Below are 23,741 nucleotides of genomic sequence, written 5' to 3'. Positions count from 1 at the left end.
TGCCCCATACTTTTACCCGTACCTGGGTGGCTGTATTGCTGCCAAACAATTGCGGCAATTGTTTGTATGTCTATAAAGTCTTGTGCTTTTGGATATTATCCATGAATTGTTCGAACAAATAAAAGCTATCCTGTGGTCCAGGGGATGCTTCTGGGTGTTGCTGCACACTGAAAATTGGTTTGTCCTTTACCTCGATGCCGCACACTGTTTTATCAAATAGCGATATGTGGCTAATCGATACATTTTCAGGCAGACTATCACCGTCCACTGAGAACCCGTGGTTCATGGATGTAATTTCCACTTTGCCTGTGCGCAAATCCTGTACCGGATGATTAGCGCCGCGGTGCCCTTGATGCATTTTGTATGTTTTTCCACCAAAAGCGAGGGCCAGTAATTGATGCCCAAGGCAAATTCCGAAAATAGGTAAGCCTGTTTCGATCATCTGCTTGATAATAGGTAGAGCATATTCACCGGTTGCAGCGGGATCACCGGGGCCGTTTGATAGGAAAAACCCATCGGGATTGTGTTTCATGATATCATCGAAGGATGTTGTCGCTGAAACGACGGTTACTTTGGCACCAGTTTCAGATAGGCAACGAAGAATGTTATCTTTTGCACCGTAATCAACGGCAACTATGTGTGCTTTTTCTACCTCAAGCTTACCAAAGCCTTCTTTGATGGACCAACGTGTTTCATCCCAGTCTTTGGTTTCTTGGCAAGTCACCTCTTTGGCGAGATCCATGCCATTCAGGCCAGGCCATTTGCATGCTTGCTCAAATAATGCGGCAACATCGAATTCTCCGGTTGGGCTATGGGCAATTACCCCGGTTAGAGCGCCCTTTTCCTTGATAAGGCGTGTGATGCTACGTGTATCGACACCCGAAATGCCTATTAGTTTATTGTTTTTTACCCATTCAGCAAAATGCTCGGACGATCGATAGTTTGCAGGCTCGGTGATGTCTTCCCGGATGACAAGACCGCGTGCGGCAGGGTTTTGTGTTTCCAGGTCTTCAATATTTGCGCCTACGTTGCCAATATGAGGAAATGTGAAATTGATGATCTGGCCCGCATAAGACGGATCGGTCAGTATTTCCTGATACCCGGTTATCGATGTATTGAAACATATTTCACCGATTGTATCGCCGCTGGCTCCAAACCCATATCCCCAAAACACTGATCCATCAGATAACACCAAAACACCAGTGATATCATCATATGGCCGCCCCTTAAGGGCATCGGCGGATAGTTTGGAGTCGGTCATGGGCATGCCTTCCTGTTCGCCAAGGGGATATTGTAAGTCCCTGATTTATAAGGATTTGGTATTATATCATGATACTGAAGGTGTATCATAACCTGTAGCCAAATTGACGGGACAATAGGCAAAACAGTCTTTCAGGTCAAGAAAAAATTTCAAAATAAAATCCTTTAAAATCAATAACTTATGATCAATTTAAACGATTGCTCAATTTACGTTCATAGAGTATGATTATCGCTTGTGACTCATCAAGTGAACTTTGATGTGGGCAACTGATATGAAGACAAAAGCAATCATACTGGTGGTCAAAGATAAAATGGGTCTAATAAGGACGGGAAAATAAATGTTACGTGATGATTTAACACACGCAATGAAAGAGGCTATGAAGTCAAAAGATCGTACTCGCCTCTCTACAATTCGCCTAATTTTGGCTGCCGTTAAGGAAAAGGATATCGAAGATCGGTCGCTTGATAATGCAGACCGTGATGATGATGCGATTATCACCGATATTCTATCCAAAATGGTTAAACAGCGTGGTGACAGTATCAAGGCTTATGAAGAGGCTGGCCGTTGTGAACTGGCGGAACAAGAGCGCGAAGAAATTTCTATTATTCAAACTTTCTTGCCGCGTCAGCTTTCTGATGACGAACTGAAAAACGCTTGTGTAGCGATCGTTAGTGAAATAGGGGCTGAAGGTCTAAAAGATATTGGTCGCTGCATGGGGGCTTTGAAAGCCAAATATGCGGGGCAAATGGATTTTGCAAAGGCAAGTCTGGCAGTAAAAGAATTACTGGCATAAACCCAAGATCAAGCTCCATATTTTTTCGAAGCCTCTGTAATTCTTGTTATGCTTGTTGTTCCATTTTACAGTAGACAACTAGAGTTCTAATACCTTTCAGGACGCTTCACATGCGTGTCTTTTCTGTGAGGTGCTTCGTTTGGAATGTTCATGGCACTTAGTCCGCAATTTCTTGATGAACTTAAGCATCGCTTCACCCTTTCTGATGTGGTGGGGCGAAAGGTTAAGCTTATCCGGCGTGGGCGTGAACATACTGGTTTGTGCCCCTTTCATAACGAGAAAACCCCTTCATTTACGGTGAATGACCAAAAAGGTTTTTACCATTGCTTTGGTTGTGGTCAGCACGGCAGTGTTATTGATTTTGTCATGAACACTGAAGGATTGACCTTCCCGGAAACAATCGAGCAATTAGCGGGTCAGGTTGGAATGGATGTACCCAAGCCCAGCCGTGAAGCCGTTGAGCGAGAGAAGGCGAGGGCAAGCCTTTCAGAAGTGATGGAAGCCGTTACCAGCTGGTATGAAGCTCAACTTTACGGACAAGTTGGTAAAGGTGCTTTCGAGTATATCAAAGGCCGTGGGCTTAACGATAAAACACTGAAAGATTTTCGCCTTGGGTTTGCTCCTAACTCGCGCAGTGCCCTAAAAGATGCGATGCAAGGGCGCGGTATATACGAGGACCAGTTAATTGAAACTGGTATGCTCATCAAGCCAGAGGATGGGCGTGACAGTTATGATCGTTTTCGGGATCGTTTGATGTTTCCTATCAGTGACCGGCAAGGGCGGATTATCGCCTTTGGGGGGCGTGCGCTTTCAAAGGATGCAAAAGCCAAATATTTGAACAGTCCTGAAACGGTTTTGTTCCACAAGGGTGCCACTCTGTATAACTGGGCAAATGCCCGTGCAGCGTCCTATGATGTTGGTCAGGTCATGGTTGTTGAGGGCTATATGGATGTAATCGCGCTCGCTCAGGCTGGAATAAATTATGCGGTTGCGCCTTTGGGGACTGCTTTGACCGAGGAGCAGATCGCGCACCTTTGGCAAATGGGTGATGAACCGATCCTTTCATTTGACGGCGATAATGCAGGCCGCCGCGCTGCTATGCGTGCGATGGACCGGGCGCTCCCGATGCTTCGGCCAGGGAAATCACTAAGGTTTGTTTTTATGCCGGACGGTGATGATCCAGATACTCTGGTGCAGCGAGAAGGCAAAGGCGCGATCGAGCGTAAAATCGACGAAGCTGAGCCGCTTGTGAATATGCTTTGGCGTGAATTAAACGAGGGGATAGTTACAGATACGCCCGAACGACGGGCAGGATTTGAGAAAAAAGTATTTGGTCGCCTCTCGGAAATTCAGGACGAGAATGTCAAGAAGCTCTATCAAAGCGAATTTAGAAATCGCATATGGCAGCAATTCAAATCGAAGAGGCAATCGAATAACGCTGCATATCAACGACGAACCGGCGCTTATGGGAAGCCTATGCCTTTCTCTCATAGCACGGGATTACTTGGAAAAACTGCGCTTGGAAAAGGAACGGGAACCGGGCCTGTTACAGATCGCCTGCAACAGTTACTGGTGTTGGCTGTTCTCAATCATCCTGAAATTCTTGTAAGCTACGAAGAAGCTTTTGCTACGCTCGATTTAAGTCTTGCCGATTTGGGAAAGATTCAAAGCGCTATTCTGGAATTTATGACTGAAAATGATACCCTTGAAGAAACAAAACTCACGCATTATCTAGTCGATAGAGGAATAGGTGGCGCAAAGGACAGATTGCTTGCGAATAAAAGTTTGAAAGATGATTGGTTTGCGTGGCCTGATGCAGCACTGGGGGATGCCATAACAGGCTTTGAGCATACTTTAAAACGCTTTCATCATATCACTGATTGTTGGGCGGCTTATCGACAAGCTGAGACGGAATATGCGAGCGATATGACCGAAGAAAACCATGCTAGATTTGTTGCAGCACAGCAAGCTTACCGTGAACTTGAGGAAAAAGAAGCGGATAAAGATGGTTATAGGCTCGAATCAGGCAGACTTTCCTATAATTAATATGCTATAGAACTTGCGAATCGGGTGTTTTGACCTAATTGGAGAGATATTTAATGGCGACTAAAGCGAATCAAGAACAAGAAAAAGACACGAGCCGCGACGAAACTAGCGCTGGCCCGCTTGTTGATTCGACCGAAGCAGCGGTCAAAAAAATGATCGCTAAGGCAAAAGAGCGTGGATACATTTCCTATGATGAAATGAACGCAACCTTGCCAACCGAAGAAATGTCTTCTGAGAAAATCGAAGATATCATGGCCATGCTCTCAGAGATGGGCATTAATGTTATCGAAGGCGATGAGCCTGAAGAGGCAGAAGCCGAAAAAGAAGAAGACGAGCAGGAAGAATTTAAGACTTCTGATAAAAAAGAAGCCAACGACCGCACAGATGATCCTGTGCGCATGTATCTTCGTGAAATGGGGTCCGTTGAGCTTCTTTCCCGCGAAGGCGAAATCGCTATTGCGAAGCGTATCGAGGCTGGCCGTGCGACTATGATCGAAGGTCTGTGTATGAACCCGCTTACCTTCAAGGCCATTACCGAATGGGCGGAGCGTCTTGAAAATGAAGATATGTTGCTGCGCGATATTATCGATCTGGAAGCGACACTCGGTAAAGAACCGAATACAGCAGACCTCGAGAATGAAAATGCTGGTGATGTGATCGCAGAGAGCGCGGGGCAAGCCGATAACGATGACGACGAACCAGAAGAAAATTCTGAGAATACAACATCTGAAGACGGTGAAGCTGCAGAAGGCGAGGGCCAGCAGCGACGTGAAGAAGATGATGATGAAGAGGCGGCTATGTCTCTTTCCGCAATGGAAGAGCATTTGAAGCCAGAAACAATCGAGAAATTCCGCCTGATCACGAACACGTATAAAAAATACGCGAAACTTCAGGACACTCGTGTTGCGGCGGCCCTTCAAGGCGATAGCATTTCGGCTGTTCAGGAACGTCGTTTTAAAAAATTACAGGCTGAACTTATTGAGCTGATCAGCTCGGTTAAATTCAACAATGTGCGTATCGAAGAATTGGTTGATGAACTTTACGGCCTTAATCGTCGTTTGATGGGACTTTCGGGCCGCTTGCTACGTCTGGCAGAATCACACAAGGTTAGCCGTGTTGCGTTTTTGGCTGAATATCAAGGTAATGAGCTTGAAGAAGGCTGGCTAGAGCGCGTATCAAAACTTAAGGGACGTGGTTGGGCCGCATTCGTTGAGAATGAAGGCGTAGCCGTTAACAATATTCGTAATCAGGTTGGTGAAATCGTCAACCGTGTCGGCCTGCATGTCTCTGAATTCCGCCGGATTGTTCGCACCGTCCAAAAGGGTGAGAAAGAAGCTCGTATTGCTAAGAAAGAAATGGTGGAGGCAAACCTTCGTCTTGTGATTTCGATTGCAAAAAAATATACAAACCGCGGCCTTCAATTCCTGGATCTTATTCAGGAAGGTAATATTGGCTTGATGAAGGCGGTTGATAAGTTTGAATATCGCCGTGGTTATAAATTCTCTACCTATGCAACATGGTGGATCAGACAAGCGATTACCCGCTCTATCGCAGATCAGGCGCGCACAATCCGTATTCCTGTGCATATGATTGAAACGATTAACAAGCTTGTTCGTACGGGCCGTCAGATGCTGCATGAAATTGGCCGCGAAGCAACGCCGGAAGAGCTGGCGGAACGCCTATCTATGCCGCTTGAAAAAGTGCGTAAGGTGATGAAAATCGCCAAAGAGCCAATTTCGCTTGAGACCCCGATCGGTGACGAGGAAGATAGCCATCTTGGTGACTTCATCGAAGATAAGAATGCTATTCTACCTGTTGATGCGGCAATTCAGTCTAATCTTCGGGAAACAACAACACGCGTTCTGGCGTCGCTTACACCGCGTGAAGAACGGGTTCTTCGTATGCGATTTGGTATTGGTATGAATACAGACCACACGTTGGAAGAAGTTGGTCAGCAATTCTCTGTAACGCGCGAACGTATTCGCCAGATTGAGGCAAAAGCGCTTAGGAAGCTTAAGCACCCAAGTCGGTCACGCCAACTTAGAAGCTTCCTAGATACATAAAATGGTCTTGGTGTAGTGTATTTGAAATCCATATCGACTAAAGGCGGCACATTGTGGTCGCCTTTATTGTTTCTGATCATATTTTGGTGCCTGAGCATTTCAAGTGTCGCTGAGGACCAGCAGGGTTCACGGTTAAGCGAAGACGATCAAGGGCGGTTTGTTGTCGATACCTTTATTGAGGGAAAAGGCCCGTTTCCATTTGTAATTGATACAGCGGCCAGTCGCACGATTGCCTATCGAAGGTTGCCAGTGGCGCTCGGCATAAATGCAATTCCAAGGCGTTCCAAACGCATATTAACAGCTACCGGGCGCACTGAAGCGCTTTTGTATCCTATCAAAGAAATCACGGCCCTTGGTCGTACACTAGAAATTGAGGAAACGGTTGCTGTTGCCGCACCAAAGGGACGAGCAAATGTTTATGGCCTTATCGGGATAGATTTGTTGCGTAGTAAAACGCTTGCTTTCTATTTAAAGCAAGCCAAAGTTCATTTGTTTGATAACATACGGGATATGCCAGGCTATAAAACCTGGGATGTAACGCAGGGCCGTGCAGTGGGTTATGGTTCACTTGCGATGGTTATTGATATCGAAGGTGTGGAAGTTCACGCGATTATAGATACTGGCGCTTCCTTTACCGTCATGAATGATGCCGCTTATCAAGCGTTGCCAAGCGCGAAAGAACGTAAGCCACAGAATCAGGAGTTACGGCGAATTCTATCCGCGGGCGGTATAAGTGGGGGGCGCACTGTGATTGTTGAAAATTTAACATTCGGCAAAAAATCATATGAAGATGTAAAGGTTATCACTTCAGATTTACCAATTTTTGCAGCTTTTGGTGCCCGCCGCGCTCCTGCAATTATCCTTGGTACGGATGTGCTTGGGCGCGACGAGTTTGCGATTGATTTTAGAAACTGGCGCCTGTATCAGCGCTAGCCATTAGCAATTTATTTCATATCCGCTTGTTTATTCAAATCTTCTGGTAAATGACGTCCTCCGATATAGAAGAGAACACCTTTAATTACTGCCAGACAAACACCAATAATCATGGCTTCTCTTAAGCTTTCGACGCCGTTTATTTTAGTTAAATAATCACTTAGGAATCCTATAAATAAAGGTCCCAAACCAAGTCCAATAAGGTTGAGAATGAAGAACAATACGGCTGATGCCATTGCGCGCATGTGTGGGACAACTAGCCTATGTGCGGTTGCGATTGCGGGTGCTAAATACAGTGTTCCCATAACAGTATAGACAAAAATGAGAATAAACATTGTGTCTACATCAGTTACTAAATAGGCCCAAATGGCAAACGGAATAGCAAGTACCGCGATCAGACCAGGTAGCCATAAATACCAGCGGATATCTTTTGCGCCTATTTTGTCGGTTAAATATCCCCCAAGGAAGGTACCAATCATACCTCCACCGCCGCCAGAAAGTGCGAGCCGAATTGCAAAATCTGACGGACTAAGATCATAATATCTTATGATATATGACGGCACGAAATTGCCGACGCCGTAACTAATAAAGGCAGACATTGCACACCCTAAGGCAAAGTAAGGAAATGACTTGAGGCGAAATAAAACTCCCATCACTTTAAAAATACCAACAAAGTGATCACTAATTTTAAATGGTTCTGAACGTATACTTGTCGCGTTTTCTCTAATCGGTTCTTTTAGAGTAAACCTTACCAGAAGTGCCATTAATACACCGGGTATTCCAACTATGAAAAAGGTGTTACGCCAACCATAAGCTACAACGAGGTATCCCCCTAAAATATAGCCAAGTAGAATTCCTAAATACAATCCCGACGAATAAATTGCGAGTGCGGTTGCACGTTCTTTTTCTTTGAACATATTGGAAATGATTGAATGCGATGGTGGGCTACCGCCTGCCTCACCGATACCAACGCCGACGCGCGCCATTGCAAGTTGAATAACATTCTGGGCTAGTCCAGAAAGAGCGGTCATGCCACTCCATAATGCTAATGAAACTGCGATAATATTTCGTCGGTTTGCAAAGTCTGCGTAACGGGCAATAGGAATTCCCACAATGGTATAAAACAAAGCGAACGCGGGACCAGAAAGAAAACCTAGCCATGTATCTGTTAGCTCTAGATCAACTTTAATAGCTTCTTGCATGATGACCAAAATCTGACGGTCGATGAAATTAAAGGCATATACAATCGTCAAAATAAAAAGTGTGTAATATTTCAGATTGTTTGAAATACCGCTTTGATCAACGGCATCCTTACTCGACACGTTATCGGTCATAGCTACTCCCAATATTAATTGGGTAAACAATGATATGTGTTTACCACTCCCCTACGATTAGCATTCACTATAAGCCAAGCTTCGTCAATCAGCTTTCGTTTAATGACATGAATTATTTTGATAAAAGAAAGGCCGCAAGAATTCGCGGCCTAAAAGAGAAATCAATGATTTTTGATTAATGATTGGCGGCATAATCCTCTACAGCGCGCCAAACCCGCAGAATATTGCCGGATAGAATTTTTTTGATGTCGTCCTCGCTATAACCACGCTTCAAGAGGCCATCAATTAATGCTGGATATGAGGACACGTCTTTTAAGCCAACGGGTAATGTGTTGCCGACACCATCATAATCAGAGCCAATTCCAACAAAATCAACGCTGCCTGTAATCTGCACAACATGGTCAATATGATCCAGAACATCATTCAATGTAGCGAATGGGTACGGGGTTTCCAGACTGTATTTTTTCCTAAATTTCTCTTGGGCTTCAGTCGTGTTTTCAATGCCTTCGGCTTTCAGATAGGCTTGATACGCTTTAACAGCATTGGTGTTATATTGATTGGCGCCTTTGGTTAGGAAAGAAGACCCATAATTGATCATGATAACGCCGCCTTGCTGTGCGAGCGCCTTGATCATTTTATCATTCATGTTGCGCTCAAAACCCGGGGTGAATTTTCTTACGGATGAATGGGACGCGATCGCTGGTGCCTTGGCTACTTCCATGACTTTCCAGAAAGCGGTGTCGGATATATGGCTGACATCAACCATGACCCCGATGTTATTCATGCGCTCAACGGCCTTCACACCAAACTCTGAAAGGCCAAACCATTTCCTGTTATCGTCATATGACGAATCAGAAATGCCATTTGCTTTTGAGTGGGATAGCGTGACATATCGAATACCGCGTTTGTAAAAATAATCGATATTGTCAAGATCACCACTGATAGGCGATCCGTTTTCCATACCCATTGGAAGAGCGATAATACCTTTTTTAAAGGCGGTTTCCACATCCGCGACACTGTGAGCGATTTGGAATTTTTCCGGTGCCGTGGCGACCATTTTTTCAACGATGCCGATCATCCGCTCTGCATGCTTTTTAGCGTCTGGTGTGCCGTCCAATGCCGCAGGGGTGTAAATTGACATAAAGGGGGCGTTCAATCCACCTTTGATAGCACGTGGGTAATCGAAATCACCGCCTTCAGTGGCCTTGGTGACATCAATCCATCCATCATTCAGGCGGTAAGGTACGTCGATATGCGTATCGATAATGATTGTATTTTTTGCAATCTCATTTGCTTTTTCACTTACGTCATAAGCGCTCAATGCAGACGTCAAGATAACCCCTAAGGCTGATGTAACCAGAAATCTTTTCATATTTCACTCCCATAGTTAGAGAGAGCATATCATCCGATTAACGCACTGGAAAGCTGATAGGTTATAAAGGCAGCGATATAAGCAGCGGCAAAAAGATATCCAGTCATGAATAGCGGCCATTTCCAGCCGTTAGTTTCACGGCGTGTCACTGCGATGGTTGAAAGGCACTGCGGCGCGTATACAAACCATGCAAGGAAAGCGAGCGCGGTCGGAAGTGACCAAAGGCCATTAAGCATGCCCACCAATCCAGCCTCAACGGCTTCTTCACTTCCAGCCAGTGAATAGACAGTACCAAGCGAAGAAATGGCAACTTCACGCGCAGCCATTCCCGGTACGAGGGCAATTGAAATTTCCCAGTTAAATCCGATAGGCGCAAAAATAACTTCCAGCGCACGGCCAATCATCCCCGCAAAACTATGGTAGACATCAGGTTTGTCAGAACCTGCTGGTGCGCCCGGATAGGATGCCAAAACCCAAAGAACGATGGTTGCACCCATAATCACTGTGCCCGCGCGCCGCAAGAATAAGCGTGATCGCTCAACAAGCCCAATCATGATGAAACGTAAATTTGGCATCTGGTATTTAGGAAGCTCGAGAAGGAAGCCTGTTGATTTACCTTTTGCAACAGTGCGTTTCAATACGGCTGCAATAACAAGCGCTGAGACAATGCCCATGAGATAAAGGCCGAACATAACCAACCCTTGCAGGCCAACAAAGGTGTCACCAACGTTTGTATTGGGAATGAAGGCGCCAATAATGACGGTGTAAACGGGTAGACGTGCAGAGCAGGTCATTAAGGGAGCGATCAGAATGGTCGTCAGGCGATCCTTTGGGTCTGCAATTGCGCGCGCTGCCATTATGCCCGGAATTGCACAGGCAAAACTTGATAATAATGGAATAAAGGCACGGCCATTAAGGCCAACTGAAGCCATCAATTTGTCCATCAGGAAAGCGGCACGGGCCATATAACCTGTCGATTCGAGTGTAAGCACGAACGCAAACAGGATGATAATTTGGGGCAGGAAGACGACAACACTTCCGACACCAGCGAGAATACCATCAGATAGTAAACTGGTAATAAAGCCTTCGTCGAGGTTTGCAGTTACGAGCCCCTGAAGGATTGCGATGCCGTCTTCAATCCACCCCATAGGTGCTTCCGCCCATGAGAATACGGCCTGAAACATGAAGAAAAGTAGGCCAAATAAAATCAGGATACCGAAGACAGGATGAAGGAAAATTTTGTCTAAAAAGTGGGTTGCCTTATGGCCGACACCCTCGCTGATGGTCACTTCCTTAGCAAGTTTTCTTGCGGCTTTCTGTCGGGCTGCAACACTGTCCCACGTATCAACGGTTACATCCAAATCGCTTTTTAAAATAGCTTCGATATTTGCTTTAATTGCATCAAGGCCTTTTTTCCTGACTGCAACGGTTTCAATAACAGGAATTCCAAGCTTTTCAGATAACAAAGCAGGGTCGATTTTGATCTGTTCCCGAGCTGCCAAGTCCGTCATATTAAGCGCTAGTATCATCGGAATACCCAGGCTCTTGAGCTCTAATGTGAAGCGTAAATGCTGGGCGAGGTTCGTTGCATCAACGACACAAATGAGCGCCTCTGGTTTCGCCTCATTTTCCTGAGTACCCATCAGGATATTTCGGGTGACTTCTTCGTCGGGACTGCGCGGCGTTAGGCTGTAGGTGCCGGGAAGGTCAATCAATTCAACAGAGCTGTTATCAAGGAGCGGTCCTGTACGGCGTTCAACCGTAGCACCGGGATAGTTTGCTACCTTTTGTCGAAGGCCTGTAAGCGCGTTAAAGAGTGCAGATTTCCCGCAGTTCGGGTTACCAACAAGGGCAATGCGTTTGTTTGAAGTCATGATAGGTCTACAAGGATTATATTTGCGTCGTTTCTGCGAATAGCGACGGTCATGCCGTCAATGCTAACGGCAATTGGGTCACGGCCGAACGGGCTTTGTTGTAAAATTTCAAAGGGTAAATCCTCTGCAAAACCAATTTCGCGCAGACGGTCCGCCTGTGATGCATCTTCTGTATTTGAAAAACCACCAATTTGGGTAATCACACCTATTGCTCCAGGCGATAAAGTCCCTAGAGGTATCCCCGTATTTGTTTGTTTCATGAAGTGCCCCGATATGATTGCTTGTTAAGAGTGGTTCTTAAAATCATCAGGTAACATGGAAATTAAGACACAGCAAGCAATTAGCCGGTGAATAGCAGACTTGTGACTCATGGGCTTTTATTTAAAAAAAGGCTATGCCGAGGGGAACGGCATAGCCTTGCTATAGTTTGGGAGGGGGAAATTTGTATCTTTACTGACCAATCATGGCATTTAGCATCCACACGGCTTTTTCATGAACTGTGAGCCGATCAGTTAATAGCCCTGCGGTTACCTCGTCGCCCGCTTCCGCGGCTTTGCTTATGATTGGACGAATGGTATTTGTGATTGCTTCATTAGCGTGCACAAGTGAGCGAACCATGTCTTCAGCCGACGCATTCTCGTCGCCGTCTTCAATGCTACCAAGCTCGATGAATGCTTTTAATGTTGCGGGCGCTTTTAGTCCCAAACTTCTAATGCGTTCTGCAATCTCGTCAATCGCTGCAGCAAGTTCCGTATATTGCTCTTCGGTTAATGCGTGGACAGGCTGAAACAGCGGTCCTGTTACATTCCAGTGAACATTCTGTGTAAGTGTATAAAGTAAAACAGTATCTGCAAGAACAGGCTTTAAAGCTTCTGCAATCTCAGGTTTAGCATTCTGAAAGATAGTTTGGTTAGCCATGATTTTTCCTCGGTATTATGGTTTGGTGTTATGTTTTGTCTGAGGTCAAATATAGCAAAGAGTTATATATTTATAAAATTGATAAAATTATTATTTATAATTCATTATATCGATTAAAATACAGCAAGAGCGACAGCGCTTGACATGATGAGTATAAATGCCATTGCTTTTTGAGCAGATACTTTTTCCTTAAGCCAAAAATATCCGATGAGGCCTGCAAACAAGATACTTGTTTCTCTTAAGGCGGCGATTTTTCCAACATTGCCAAAACTGTATGCTGTTAGTGCGAAGGCATAGCCTGTTTGCGCGATTAAGGTTGCGGGAATACCGTAGCGCCATACTTTAAGCGATTGTTTCAATATCTTAAATCCACGCTTTCTAAGGGCAATGATTAACAGTAACGGCGATTGGGCAAGGCCGGACCAGATAATGAAGGTTAGCAAGTTTTCACTTATCTTTACGGCATGCGAATCAATTAGCGTATACCCGGCAATCATCACACCGGTCAGCAAAGGATATAAGGTATTTGTTTCGTTGTCGGTACCTACGCCTTTACTGGGGTGATCGCTTGTTTTAATCGTTAGGAAAATACCGAGCACTAAGGATGCTATGAACAAAAGTTCGAGTAAAGTGATCGTGTCTTTAAAGATTAAGACTGAAAATACTGTAACGAGCAGAGGGCCTGTGCCGCGGGCAATTGGATAAGCGTAGGAAAGCGGATTTACTTCATACATTTTGGTCAATGACATTTGATACAAAAGATGAATGATGGCTGAAAGCCCGATCCACCCCCACAATTCTATGTCAGGTGCAGGAATGAAAAAGACAATCGGGATAAAAATAAGCCCCCCATATGCCATGATAAAAATCATAATAGGGAGCTTGTCAGGCGACTTTTTTACGGCAGCATTCCACAGCGCATGCAATGCTGCCGAGATGAGTATTAAGCTGGTTGCAATTATTTCGTTCGAAAATTCTATTAGGAATTCCTAACTTAGTTTGCTGCATGCATCCTGAATTCGGGTGCATGCCTCTGTTAGTGCTTCTGTGGATGTGGCATAGGAAACGCGGAAATGCGGCGAAAGTCCAAATGCAGCACCTTGTACCGCTGCTACACCATAATCTTCGAGGATGTAGGTTACAAAGTCCTCGTCAGTTTCAATGATTTTCCCCGCTGGGGTACGTTTGCCAATACATCCCGCAAGTGACGGATAAACATAGAATGCACCTTCAGGTGTTGGGCAGGTAAGGCCTTCAGCAGCGTTAAGCATTTCAACAACCATATCCCTGCGGGTTTGGAATATTTTCACGCGCTCTGCCATGAAATCCTGCGGGCCAGTCAACGCCTCAACTGTTGCAGCCTGACTGATCGAACATGGATTTGATGTACTTTGTGACTGGATTTTTGCCATCGCTTTAATGAGTTTAGCGTCACCGCCAGCGAAGCCAATACGCCAGCCGGTCATCGCATAGGCCTTGGCAACACCGTTCATCGTTAGGGTACGGTGAGCAAGCTCGGGAACAACCTGCGAAAACGTTCTAAAATTGAAACCTTCATAAGTGATATGTTCATAGATATCATCCGAAAAGATCCAGACATTTTCATGTCTCTTCAAAACTTCGCCAAGGGCTTTGATCTCACTTTCGCTATAGGCAGCGCCCGATGGGTTAGACGGCGAATTGAAAATTAGCCATTTCGTTTTTGGTGTGATCGCGGCTTCGAGGGCTTCTGGTGTGATCTTGAAGCCTGTTTCAAGCGATGCTGCAACAAATATAGGCGTGCCACCAGCGAGCAATGTGATATCGGGGTAGCTTACCCAGTAGGGTGTCGGGATGACCACTTCGTCACCAGGGTTCAAAGTTGCCATCAATGCATTATAGATGGTGTGTTTGCCGCCAACATTAACCGAGATCTGATCTGGCGTGAACGATAGACCATTTTCACGTTTGAACTTTTCAATGATTGCATTCTTAACGGCTGGTGTGCCGTCAACTTTAGTATATTTTGTGTCGCCTGCGTTAATAGCAGCGATCGCTGCGGCTTTAACATTTTCCGGTGTGTCGAAATCTGGCTCACCGGCACCGAGGCCAATAACATCATTTCCAGCGGCTTTTAACTCGGCAGCTTTTGCTGTAACGGCCATAGTGGGTGATGGCTTGATGCGGTCAAGCGAGTGTGAAAGAAAAGACATACTTTTTATCCTGAAAGGGGTCTAATATTGCGCCGGCGCACCATAAGCCTCTGTATATATTTCCGCAAGCCGAGAAAATCATATTTTCAGTATGATCATGACTTTTCTATATTATTTGTTTTTGCTTTGTTCTAATCTGAGGTGCTTTTGATAAAAATATACTGTAAATCTGTGAAAGATGGTTTTGTAATGATTCCTGACGAAGCAAATATTCCTTTTGTTCCCCATCGGCCAGAGCGTCCTGAAAAATCTGAGGGCGGTGTCAAATTAGAAGTGGTTTCTGATTTTGAGCCATCAGGTGATCAGCCAACAGCGATTGCAGAGTTGGTTGATGGTACCAGATCAGGTGACAGAGATCAGGTATTACTTGGGGTTACTGGATCAGGTAAAACCTATACAATGGCGAAGGTTATTGAAGCGACACAGCGCCCTGCGCTTATTCTGGCGCCTAATAAAACCCTTGCTGCGCAATTGTACGGTGAATTTAAAAGCTTTTTTCCGAATAATGCCGTCGAATATTTTGTATCTTACTATGATTATTATCAACCAGAAGCTTATGTGCCACGTACTGATACCTATGTTGAGAAAGAGGCGTCAATCAACGAACAGATTGACCGAATGCGGCATTCGGCAACACGGGCTATCCTTGAGCGCGATGATGTAATTATCGTTGCCTCTGTTTCCTGTATATACGGTATTGGGTCCGTTGAAACCTATACTGCTATGACCTTTGGTATCAAAACAGGTGATGATATCGATACCCGTGATTTGGCACGCCGTCTTGTTGCTATGCAGTATACCCGCAACGATCAGGCCTTTCAGCGCGGAACCTTTAGAATTCGCGGTGACATTATTGATATCTTCCCTAGCCATTATGAAGACCGCGCATGGCGGTTAATGATGTTTGGTGATGAAGTTGAGGATATTGTTGAGTTTGATCCACTCACAGGTGAAAAAACCCGGTCACTTGAAGCAGTGAAAATTTATGCGAACAGCCACTATGTTACACCGCGCCCGACGCTTGATCAGGCGCGCAAAGGCATTAAGCACGAATTACAACAGCGTCTTAAGGAATATGAACAACAAGGGCGCTTGCTAGAAGCGCAGCGGATTGAACAGCGTACAACATTTGATCTTGAAATGATGGAAGCGACAGGAAGCTGCGCGGGCATTGAAAACTATTCCCGTTACCTCACTGGCCGTAACCCCGGCGATCCACCACCGACACTATTTGAATATATCCCTGAAAACGCACTTTTATTTGTTGACGAAAGCCATGTGAGTGTTAGTCAGATTGGCGGCATGAGCAGGGGGGATGCGAAACGCAAGGGAACGCTTGCTGATTATGGTTTCCGCCTGCCGAGCTGTGTTGACAACAGGCCGCTTAAATTTGATGAATGGGATGCCATGCGGCCACAATCCATTTATGTGTCTGCAACGCCTGGAGACTGGGAGTTAGAGCGTACAGGCGGTACCTTTGCTGAGCAAATTATCCGGCCAACTGGACTTGTTGATCCGGAAATTGATATTCGCCCTGTCGATACGCAAGTTGATGATCTGATGCATGAAGCCAAAATTATGGCTGCTAAGGGGCTGCGCGTTTTGGTAACAACCCTTACGAAGCGCATGGCAGAAGATTTGACAGAATATTTGCATGAAAATGGGGTTCGTGTCCGATATATGCATTCGGATATTGATACCTTGGAGCGGATTGAAATCATCCGTGACCTAAGGTTGGGGTCATTTGATGTTTTGGTTGGGATTAACTTGCTGCGTGAGGGATTAGATATCCCCGAATGTGGATTGGTGGCAATTCTGGATGCTGATAAGGAGGGTTTCCTCCGGTCCGAGCGATCGCTTGTACAAACCATTGGCCGAGCGGCGCGAAACGCCGAAGGTCGGGTTATCTTGTATGCAGATAAAATTACAGGATCAATGGAGCGTGCGATTGGTGAAACAAATCGTCGCCGCGAAAAGCAACTCGCCTATAATCAAGAGCATGGTATTACACCCAAAACCGTTAAGAAGAATGTTGGTGATATCATCGAACATACAGCAAGCGGTGATTATGTAACTGTTGATATTGGCGAAGATGCAGTTCACCGTGTCGGTTCGAATTTGAAGGTTCATTTGGCCGAACTTACGAAGAAAATGCAGGATGCCGCTGAAAACCTGGAATTTGAGGAAGCTGCGCGCTTGCGTGATGAAATCAGGCGATTAGAAGCCGGCGAACTTGGTATTGAGGATAAGCGGTTGAAGCCCAAAGGGCGCTCAATGGGTGGTAAGCCCGGCACACGCACGAAAAAAGCGAAGAGCCACCGCAAGATGACATAACGGGTAACGGGTTCGCCAGGGTTATCCGAGCTTTTATATCACACCATACCTAGCGAAAGTGTGACTTTGGCTTCATTGGCGCGCTCGGCCCTATGTTTATATATTTACGCATAATAGTCATGAGGTTTGTTATGCGTAATTTCTCTATTCATATTGTAGTGTTTACCTTGTTCGTAGCGGTGTCACAAACCGTGTTAGCAGGAACAGATAAGTCAGAAACATACGTTGATGATACTGTTTTTAAGGTGTTGTTTTACACGACCGATCCAGCGGTAACGCGGAGTGCACTTGACGAAATAGAAAAGGATTGGTCGCCTGCATATATACCTCAGCTTCTGGAATCAGCACGGTTTGCTGCTTCGCGGCGTGTTTCAATCGATATCTTGGAATTGTTACAGAGAAAAACCGGAGAAGATATTGGGGATGACCTTAACGGTTGGTATCAGTGGTTATGGAACCAAAATGAACAAATAACGCCTGCCTATGCGGACTTTAAAGCTGATTTATATCGCCAAATTGACCCCAAGTTTGAGAAATATTTTGCAGACCGACAGGATAGTGCCCGTATTCGTTTGGATGAAATTCGTTGGGGTGGTGTCGTACAGGACGGTATTCCACCGCTTCGCTATCCCGAAATGCTTTCTGCCTCTGACGCTGATTATCTGGATGACGATAATATTGTTTTCGGGATTGAAATCAATGGTGATGCACGCGCTTATCCCAAGCGAATTCTCGCTTGGCACGAGATGTTTGTTGACGATATTGGAGGCGTTAATATTGCGGGTGTTTATTGTACTCTCTGCGGAACAGTTATTCCCTATGTAACCGAATTTGATGGTGTTCAACATAAGCTTGGGACAAGTGGTTTCTTGTATCGTTCGAACAAGCTGATGTATGACGAAGCGACACAATCCTTATGGAATACCATAAAGGGTGAACCTGTTCTTGGTCCCCTTGCAGGCAAAGGTATTGCGCTTAAGCATTTAAGCGTGGTTACAACCACATGGGGGAATTGGAAAAAACGCCATCCTGAGACAACAGTATTATCGCTTGATACCGGGCATTACCGCGATTACGGGGAAGGCATCGCATATCAGGAATATTTTTCGACCGATCGCTTGATGTTCAATACACCCTTTCAGGATAAACGCCTGAAAAACAAACAAGAAGTTCTGGCGCTTAGGTTTCAGTCGGCGCCTGAGGACCAGTTAGCGATTGATACTGAATTTTTGAACAGGCATCCAATTTATTCCGATCAGGTTGGGTTCCAGAAACTGGTTGTATTGACAGATGATAGTGGTGCCAACCGTGTTTATGACCCTGAGGGGGTTGAATTTGCATCTTATGACCGTGCCTCAACACTAAAAGACAAAAAGGGCGGCACGTGGCGATTGACGGAAGAGGCCTTGATTGCGGGCGATGGTCGCAAACTAAATCGCCTTCCGTATCACCGTGCGTTTTGGTTTGGTTGGCATGCAACATATCCCAAAACACGACTGGTTAAATAACTGGCGCATTATTTTAGCTGTTAGTCTAGCGATGTGGGCCTTGCTATTCCTGGACCAAGGGAGTCTGTTAAGCCTTGTAGAAAGGTCAAAGAACCTTCGAATTTGGGATCTGCCCTATGAAGTTCGGCCATGATTGCGGTTAGGAAAGCGATCACATATTCATTGGATAGGTATGAGACATAGTCATTTGCGAGTTGTGTTTTGACTTTATATTCGAGCGGTTGGAAATTTGACGCAAGTTTAACGAGGTCATGGAAATCAATGTTGCCAGCGATGATTTCGCTCATATTGCAAATGTTTTCATCGCAGTTTTTAACAGACCTATCGATTTGATAGGTGACGAGGTTAGTACCGCCCGGCAAGGTAATGCCATAATAGTTGCGCCATTTTGGGGCGCCGTTTTGGCTCAAATTTATTGGTTCAGGCTTTGATTTATATCCGACCCCAATATAAATTTGAATTTTAATATTGTGTATGTCTTTGACGAATGCACGCAGTAAAACATCTTCCGAATAATCAGTGAAAAAGTTTAGTTTGGAGATGTTTTTCCCATATATTTGGGCTTCCTGGTCAAATTTGTCACCAGCAATAACTGAGGCAGATCGAATAAACCCTCTAATTTTTCTTTGGCGTTTCTTCAGTTTTTTATCGTATTGCTCTTGTTGTTTTCTGAGCGCCTTTGCATTCCTTCTGGCAATTTTTAAAGCTTTTCGGTGAAGCTTTCTCTGTGATTTTGTTAGTGATGATCTATCAATTGCTTTCAGTTCTTCAAGTGACATTTTTGAAAAGGCATGTTCGGCCTGCAAATCATGAACAGAGCCGTCTTTCTGCATAATATGGATTGGTTCAAGTGTACTGGCTATGAAATCCGCTGATACGGGCTTGATAGTATTGAAAATAAGCATGAACAGGTAAATGAGTGCATAATGAGATATGACTTTCATACTGATTCCCCAATGTTAATCATGCATATTTTAGGTGTGTAATGACAACTTATGATGTTTTATGTCGACATGGAACAAAAAAAGAACATATTTGAATATCAGTTGATAGTAATATCGGAGATTCGGTTTTTCAAAAATTGCTCAAGCGACAGATTTATACCGCTTTGCAATGCGCGATCGAAATTGGCTTTAGCGTCATCATTATTGCCGCATCTATGGCAAAATTCCCCGAGTACCAGATAATATGGTGCGTAGTTCTTGATCTGCTTGTCATTGGATAAGGTTTCTAACAGTTGTTGTGCTTCAGATAAGTTTCCTTGCATCATCTCTACAATTGCTCTGTTCAGTCGCACAATTGGGGACGGGGTCATGTCGTTTAATTGTTTATATAGATTGCTAAGCAATTGCCAATTCAATCCACTACCATCAGTTGGTAATATATGGACGGAGGCAATCGCGGCTTCAATATGGTACCGTGATAGCGCTGATGTGTTTTTTGAAGCACTTAAATGTGCAAACCCTTCATTAATCAATGATCTATCCCAAAGCGATTGGTCTTGATCTTTGAACAGGATAATATTGCCGTCTTTATCGAACCGTGCTTCAAATCGGGCACTTTGAAAACAAATGATTGCAGCGATTGCATGGCCAGAGGGGGTTTGCGTTTGTTCGTTGGCCAATAGTAGTTTGATCAAACGTAATGCCTCAAAAGCTAATTCTCGCTGGATAGTCGTGTGTGAATTTGTTGATGAATACCCGATAGAAAATAACAAATATATTGCTTTGTGAACCAGCGTTATTCCCTGTTTCATTTCAAATATTGTCGGGCTTTTAAGTGTTGCTTTTCTGTTGGACCGTAATTTCCTTTTGGTTCTGGATAATAGCTTTGCGATTGCATGTTCACTCATTAGAAGAGCAGCGGCGATATCACCCGCTGTGAAACCGCACGCAAGATTGAGCGTTAAGCATAATCTCTCTTTCTCATTTAAATCCTGTCGGCAACATAGGAAGAATAGTTGTAATTCAGTATCCTGAATTTGATCACCTGTCAGAACGTTTGACGGAATATCACTAACAGTATCTTTGTCCTCTATTTGGTTCGTCAGTATTTCCCTGTTTGTTTTCCTGATTTGATCATAGGCTTTGTTGCGTGCCACCCGGTTAAGCCAAGCTCCGGGGTTGTCAGGAAGGCCAGAGAAGCTCCATTGATGTAAGGCCGCACTTATTGCTTCTTGCACCATATCTTCAGCGAGTTCTATGTTGTTTTGTCCGATACGAGAAACCAGATCTGCAATCAGGCGACCTCGTTCTCGCCGGACGGTAGTATCAATCAGCTTTTTGATTTCAATCGACATCGTGAATTTGTCGTATCTCAAGGCTTTCATTATGAACAAGGTGTGGGCATGATTTGGCGGTCTCAATAGCATGATTATAATCGTCAGCCTTGATGATCATAAACCCACCTAAAACTTCCTTAAGTTCGGTAAAGGGGCTATCGTGAACTTCAATATTGCCAGAAGATTTGGTAAGGGTTTTGCCCGCAGCCGGAATAAGTTTTTCCCCGGCTTGATAAATACCCTCAGCGGTAAGTTTTTCGATCCAGGCAATATAGTCTTTTACGATATCCATCATTTTTGCATCAGATAGATTATCGTAACGGTCAGGCTTGTGATTAAGAAGAAGGGCAAAATTGCTCATATCGGTTTCCTTTTCGAAAATATTATGAACGCTGCAAAATTGCTGCATTCATAATAACGTCGATTGAGCGCGCGGAAAGCGGACATTTATTTTATATTTTTTTGTCTGCGCAGAAAATTCTGCTCAATCGAACTTATCGACCAATGTTTTTGCTGCGTCTTTCCATTAAGACGACATCACGCCATACGCCGTTCAGTTCACCAAGCTTTTCACGAATGCCGATCTGTCTGAAACCACATGACTTATGAAGGCCGATTGAACCTTTATTTTCTTTCAAGATACTCGCTTGCAGTGTCCAGTATCCCATTCGCTCTGATGTCTCAACAAGAGCGTTTAACAAGACTTTGCCAACCCCCTGGCCACGTGCGTGTGCACCAACATAAATGCTCACCTCGGCAACACCGGCGTAACAACAACGGTCAGAAACTGGCCACATTACTGCCCATCCTGCGATTGTGTTGTCCCAGTCCCACGCAACAAGGCGACTGTCAGGCATGCTGGACACCAACCACTGTGACTCGCTTTTGGGTTCGGTCTCGAAGGTGGCGTTACCAGTTTCGATACCCTCTTTATAGATTTGTTCTACAACAGGCCAGTCTTCGTGCACATATGGTTTGATATTTACCAAGAACCCCTCCCATAAGGTCTGTGAATGTCACATCAATGTAAAAGGGATCGCATAAATGTGGCAAAAGGGCAAGCTATGGCGTAAAGACTGAGTTTGGTTTTATAGTTACAGTAATTGGTATTAACATTGGAGTGGGGTCATGGTGAAAATTTCAAGACGCGCAATGATGCAGTATGCAAGCGGTATGGCTGCACTTGCGTTAGCGAAGCCGACAGTTGCAGGTGAATGGCAGGATGTTAAACCACGGTTTTTGGACTATCCCTTTAAACTGGGCGTAGCGTCCGGGGATCCACTACCATCAGGTTTCGTGATATGGACGCGGTTGGCACCCAACCCCTTTGATCCCACGGCAACTGGTTATAAGGCAATTGCTGTTGGCTACGAGGTTGCGCTTGATCCCAATTTTAAGCGAGTTGTGCAACAAGGAAGGGTTTTGGCACATCCTGAAAATGCACATACAGTTCATGTGGATTTGGTTGGCCTTGATGCAGGTCGTGAATATTGGTACCGCTTTAAGGCTGGCGATGAAATTAGCCCTGTAGGGCGTGCGATTACGACCCCTATGATTGGGGCATCACTGGATCAAATGCGGTTTGCTTTTGCCAGTTGCCAGCAATATGAAATGGGATACTTCAGTGCATACCGCGATATGGTTGCGCAAAACCCTGAACTGATTATTCACCTTGGCGATTATATATACGAAAGCACATGGGATAGCTCGCTTGTGCGTCATGTCCCTGTTAATGAAGCAACAGACCTTACTGAATACCGGGCGATCCATGCTGCTTATAAATTAGATCAAGATTTGCAGGCAGCACACCGCCACACGAGCTGGTTATTTACCTGGGATGATCATGAGGTTGATAATGACTACGCCGATGATAAGGGCGAGCATTATGAAGATCCAAAAGAGTTCATAAAGCGCCGCGCTGCCGCTTATAAAGCATATTATGAACATTTACCGCTCAGAAGGTCAGCCCGTCCTGTTGGACCCGATATGAAACTTTATCATCGCTTATGGTTTGGTGATCTGGTTGAATTTAACATGATCGATAATCGTCAATACCGTGATGATCATGCATGCCAAACTGCTGAAGAGGGGGGATGGCAAACAATCGGTAGACGCTGCCGTGAATTGTTTGATCCGGCGCGAACTATTTTAGGTGCTGATCAGGAACGTTGGTTGAATAATGGATTTGCTCGGCGCGGCACCACATGGAATGTATTGGCGCAGCAAACAATCTTCTCTGACCATGACCGCGAAGTTGGTCCCGGCTGGGCTGTCGGGAGCGATGATTGGAATGGGTATCCCGCGGCGCGGCAGCGCGTGATTGATATGATCGGGCGCAGGAAGCCTAATAATCCTGTTATCATTGGCGGCGATGTTCATGCCTATTACACGGCTGATGTGAAAACAGATTTCAAAAACCCTGATTCAGAAACAATTGCTTCTGAATTTGTTTGCACGTCGATTACATCACCAAACTATTATCATAACCAGACGGTTGCGACCTTGCCTGAAAATCCGCATATTAAGTTTTTTGATGGCAGATACCGCGGATATTCGCTTGTTAATCTTACTAAAAAGGAATGGCGCACTGATTTGCGGACGATGAGTGATGTCACTGACCCGGCTGCATCGGCGACGACACTTAAAAGCTTTGTAATTGAAGCAGGTAAAGCGGGCGCCGTAGAAGCCTAACTTCTAACCAGACAATCCTAATCTGGATTGTCTGTTTGCTTTAAAATTCTTTTGAGAAAACCAGGCATGTGCGGTGTTATGTGCCTGATTTTTTTGTTAAGGTTTGGAAACTTTTTTCGCCATCCTTTCATCCGCCTCAGG

The 23,741-nt window shown here is 45.0% G+C and carries 19 protein-coding genes; 7 read left to right on the top strand and 12 right to left on the bottom strand.

Annotation, left to right across the window (positions count from 1 at the left end; all coding sequences use genetic code 11):
• Positions 1–70: 70 nt before the first annotated feature.
• Positions 71–1,261 carry a glutamine-hydrolyzing carbamoyl-phosphate synthase small subunit gene (gene carA / locus KFF44_RS14290; protein WP_255935351.1) on the bottom strand — a complete coding sequence of 397 codons (1,191 nt, stop codon included), beginning with the start codon at positions 1,259–1,261 and terminating at the stop codon, positions 71–73.
• A gap of 337 nt (positions 1,262–1,598) precedes the next feature.
• On the opposite strand from carA, the gene KFF44_RS14285 reads away from it, so the two are divergent.
• From KFF44_RS14285 to KFF44_RS14270, 4 genes are all read left to right on the top strand, one after another.
• A complete protein-coding gene (locus KFF44_RS14285) occupies positions 1,599–2,054 on the top strand; it encodes a GatB/YqeY domain-containing protein (protein ID WP_255935343.1) in 456 nt (151 codons plus the stop codon).
• 150 nt (positions 2,055–2,204) lie between these two features.
• Positions 2,205–4,100: a DNA primase gene (dnaG, locus tag KFF44_RS14280; RefSeq protein ID WP_255935342.1), complete on the top strand. Its 1,896-nt coding sequence runs from the start codon at positions 2,205–2,207 to the stop codon at positions 4,098–4,100.
• 53 nt (positions 4,101–4,153) lie between these two features.
• Positions 4,154–6,163: an RNA polymerase sigma factor RpoD gene (rpoD, locus tag KFF44_RS14275; RefSeq protein ID WP_255935341.1), complete on the top strand. Its 2,010-nt coding sequence runs from the start codon at positions 4,154–4,156 to the stop codon at positions 6,161–6,163.
• A 21-nt stretch (positions 6,164–6,184) separates the two neighbouring features.
• On the top strand, positions 6,185–7,096 hold the full coding sequence (locus tag KFF44_RS14270) for a retroviral-like aspartic protease family protein (protein ID WP_255935340.1): 912 nt from the start codon (positions 6,185–6,187) through the stop codon (positions 7,094–7,096).
• A gap of 11 nt (positions 7,097–7,107) precedes the next feature.
• Here KFF44_RS14270 and KFF44_RS14265 read toward each other — a convergent pair whose 3' ends face one another.
• The 7 genes from KFF44_RS14265 to KFF44_RS14235 all read right to left on the bottom strand — a co-directional run bounded on the left by KFF44_RS14265 (position 7,108) and on the right by KFF44_RS14235 (position 14,786).
• Positions 7,108–8,430 carry an MFS transporter gene (locus KFF44_RS14265; RefSeq protein ID WP_255935338.1) on the bottom strand — a complete coding sequence of 441 codons (1,323 nt, stop codon included), beginning with the start codon at positions 8,428–8,430 and terminating at the stop codon, positions 7,108–7,110.
• A gap of 175 nt (positions 8,431–8,605) precedes the next feature.
• Complete coding sequence (locus tag KFF44_RS14260) at positions 8,606–9,802, bottom strand: dipeptidase (protein ID WP_255935336.1); 1,197 nt, start codon at positions 9,800–9,802, stop codon at positions 8,606–8,608.
• A gap of 29 nt (positions 9,803–9,831) precedes the next feature.
• The gene (locus tag KFF44_RS14255; protein WP_255935334.1) at positions 9,832–11,676 is read right to left on the bottom strand and encodes a ferrous iron transporter B; all 1,845 of its coding nucleotides are present in this window, start codon (positions 11,674–11,676) and stop codon (positions 9,832–9,834) included.
• Complete coding sequence (locus KFF44_RS14250; protein ID WP_255935333.1) at positions 11,673–11,936, bottom strand: FeoA family protein; 264 nt, start codon at positions 11,934–11,936, stop codon at positions 11,673–11,675. The genes KFF44_RS14255 and KFF44_RS14250 overlap by 4 nt, the downstream gene beginning before the upstream one ends.
• A gap of 190 nt (positions 11,937–12,126) precedes the next feature.
• Positions 12,127–12,594 (bottom strand): Dps family protein, encoded by a 468-nt coding sequence (locus KFF44_RS14245; protein ID WP_255935331.1) that lies wholly within the window; start codon positions 12,592–12,594, stop codon positions 12,127–12,129.
• A gap of 113 nt (positions 12,595–12,707) precedes the next feature.
• Complete coding sequence (locus KFF44_RS14240) at positions 12,708–13,538, bottom strand: EamA family transporter (RefSeq protein ID WP_370691172.1); 831 nt, start codon at positions 13,536–13,538, stop codon at positions 12,708–12,710.
• 45 nt (positions 13,539–13,583) lie between these two features.
• Complete coding sequence (locus tag KFF44_RS14235; protein ID WP_255935327.1) at positions 13,584–14,786, bottom strand: pyridoxal phosphate-dependent aminotransferase; 1,203 nt, start codon at positions 14,784–14,786, stop codon at positions 13,584–13,586.
• 189 nt (positions 14,787–14,975) lie between these two features.
• Here KFF44_RS14235 and uvrB point away from each other — a divergent pair, with 189 nt between their 5' ends.
• Together uvrB and KFF44_RS14225 are read left to right on the top strand one after the other, a co-directional pair.
• On the top strand, positions 14,976–17,120 hold the full coding sequence (gene uvrB / locus KFF44_RS14230; protein WP_255935326.1) for an excinuclease ABC subunit UvrB: 2,145 nt from the start codon (positions 14,976–14,978) through the stop codon (positions 17,118–17,120).
• A gap of 131 nt (positions 17,121–17,251) precedes the next feature.
• Positions 17,252–18,628, top strand: a complete 1,377-nt coding sequence (locus tag KFF44_RS14225; RefSeq protein WP_255935324.1) for a DUF3179 domain-containing protein — start codon at positions 17,252–17,254, stop codon at positions 18,626–18,628.
• Between the two features lie 20 nt (positions 18,629–18,648).
• Here the strand turns inward: KFF44_RS14225 and KFF44_RS14220 are convergent, their stop codons facing one another.
• The 4 genes from KFF44_RS14220 to KFF44_RS14205 all read right to left on the bottom strand — a co-directional run bounded on the left by KFF44_RS14220 (position 18,649) and on the right by KFF44_RS14205 (position 21,898).
• Complete coding sequence (locus tag KFF44_RS14220; RefSeq protein WP_255935323.1) at positions 18,649–19,572, bottom strand: hypothetical protein; 924 nt, start codon at positions 19,570–19,572, stop codon at positions 18,649–18,651.
• 98 nt (positions 19,573–19,670) lie between these two features.
• Positions 19,671–20,927, bottom strand: a complete 1,257-nt coding sequence (locus tag KFF44_RS14215; RefSeq protein WP_255935322.1) for an RNA polymerase sigma factor — start codon at positions 20,925–20,927, stop codon at positions 19,671–19,673.
• Positions 20,917–21,270 carry a YciI family protein gene (locus tag KFF44_RS14210; protein WP_255935320.1) on the bottom strand — a complete coding sequence of 118 codons (354 nt, stop codon included), beginning with the start codon at positions 21,268–21,270 and terminating at the stop codon, positions 20,917–20,919. Before KFF44_RS14210 ends, KFF44_RS14215 begins: the two co-directional genes overlap by 11 nt.
• A gap of 133 nt (positions 21,271–21,403) precedes the next feature.
• Complete coding sequence (locus KFF44_RS14205) at positions 21,404–21,898, bottom strand: GNAT family N-acetyltransferase (RefSeq protein ID WP_255935319.1); 495 nt, start codon at positions 21,896–21,898, stop codon at positions 21,404–21,406.
• 139 nt (positions 21,899–22,037) lie between these two features.
• On the opposite strand from KFF44_RS14205, the gene KFF44_RS14200 reads away from it, so the two are divergent.
• Complete coding sequence (locus tag KFF44_RS14200) at positions 22,038–23,600, top strand: alkaline phosphatase (RefSeq protein ID WP_255935317.1); 1,563 nt, start codon at positions 22,038–22,040, stop codon at positions 23,598–23,600.
• Positions 23,601–23,741 lie beyond the last annotated feature (141 nt).

It is taken from the genome of Kordiimonas sp. SCSIO 12610, from assembly GCF_024398015.1.
GTDB lineage: Bacteria > Pseudomonadota > Alphaproteobacteria > Sphingomonadales > Kordiimonadaceae > CANLMI01.
Note: the sequence above shows the minus strand (reverse complement) of the source record. Positions and strands in the feature narration are given on the sequence as shown.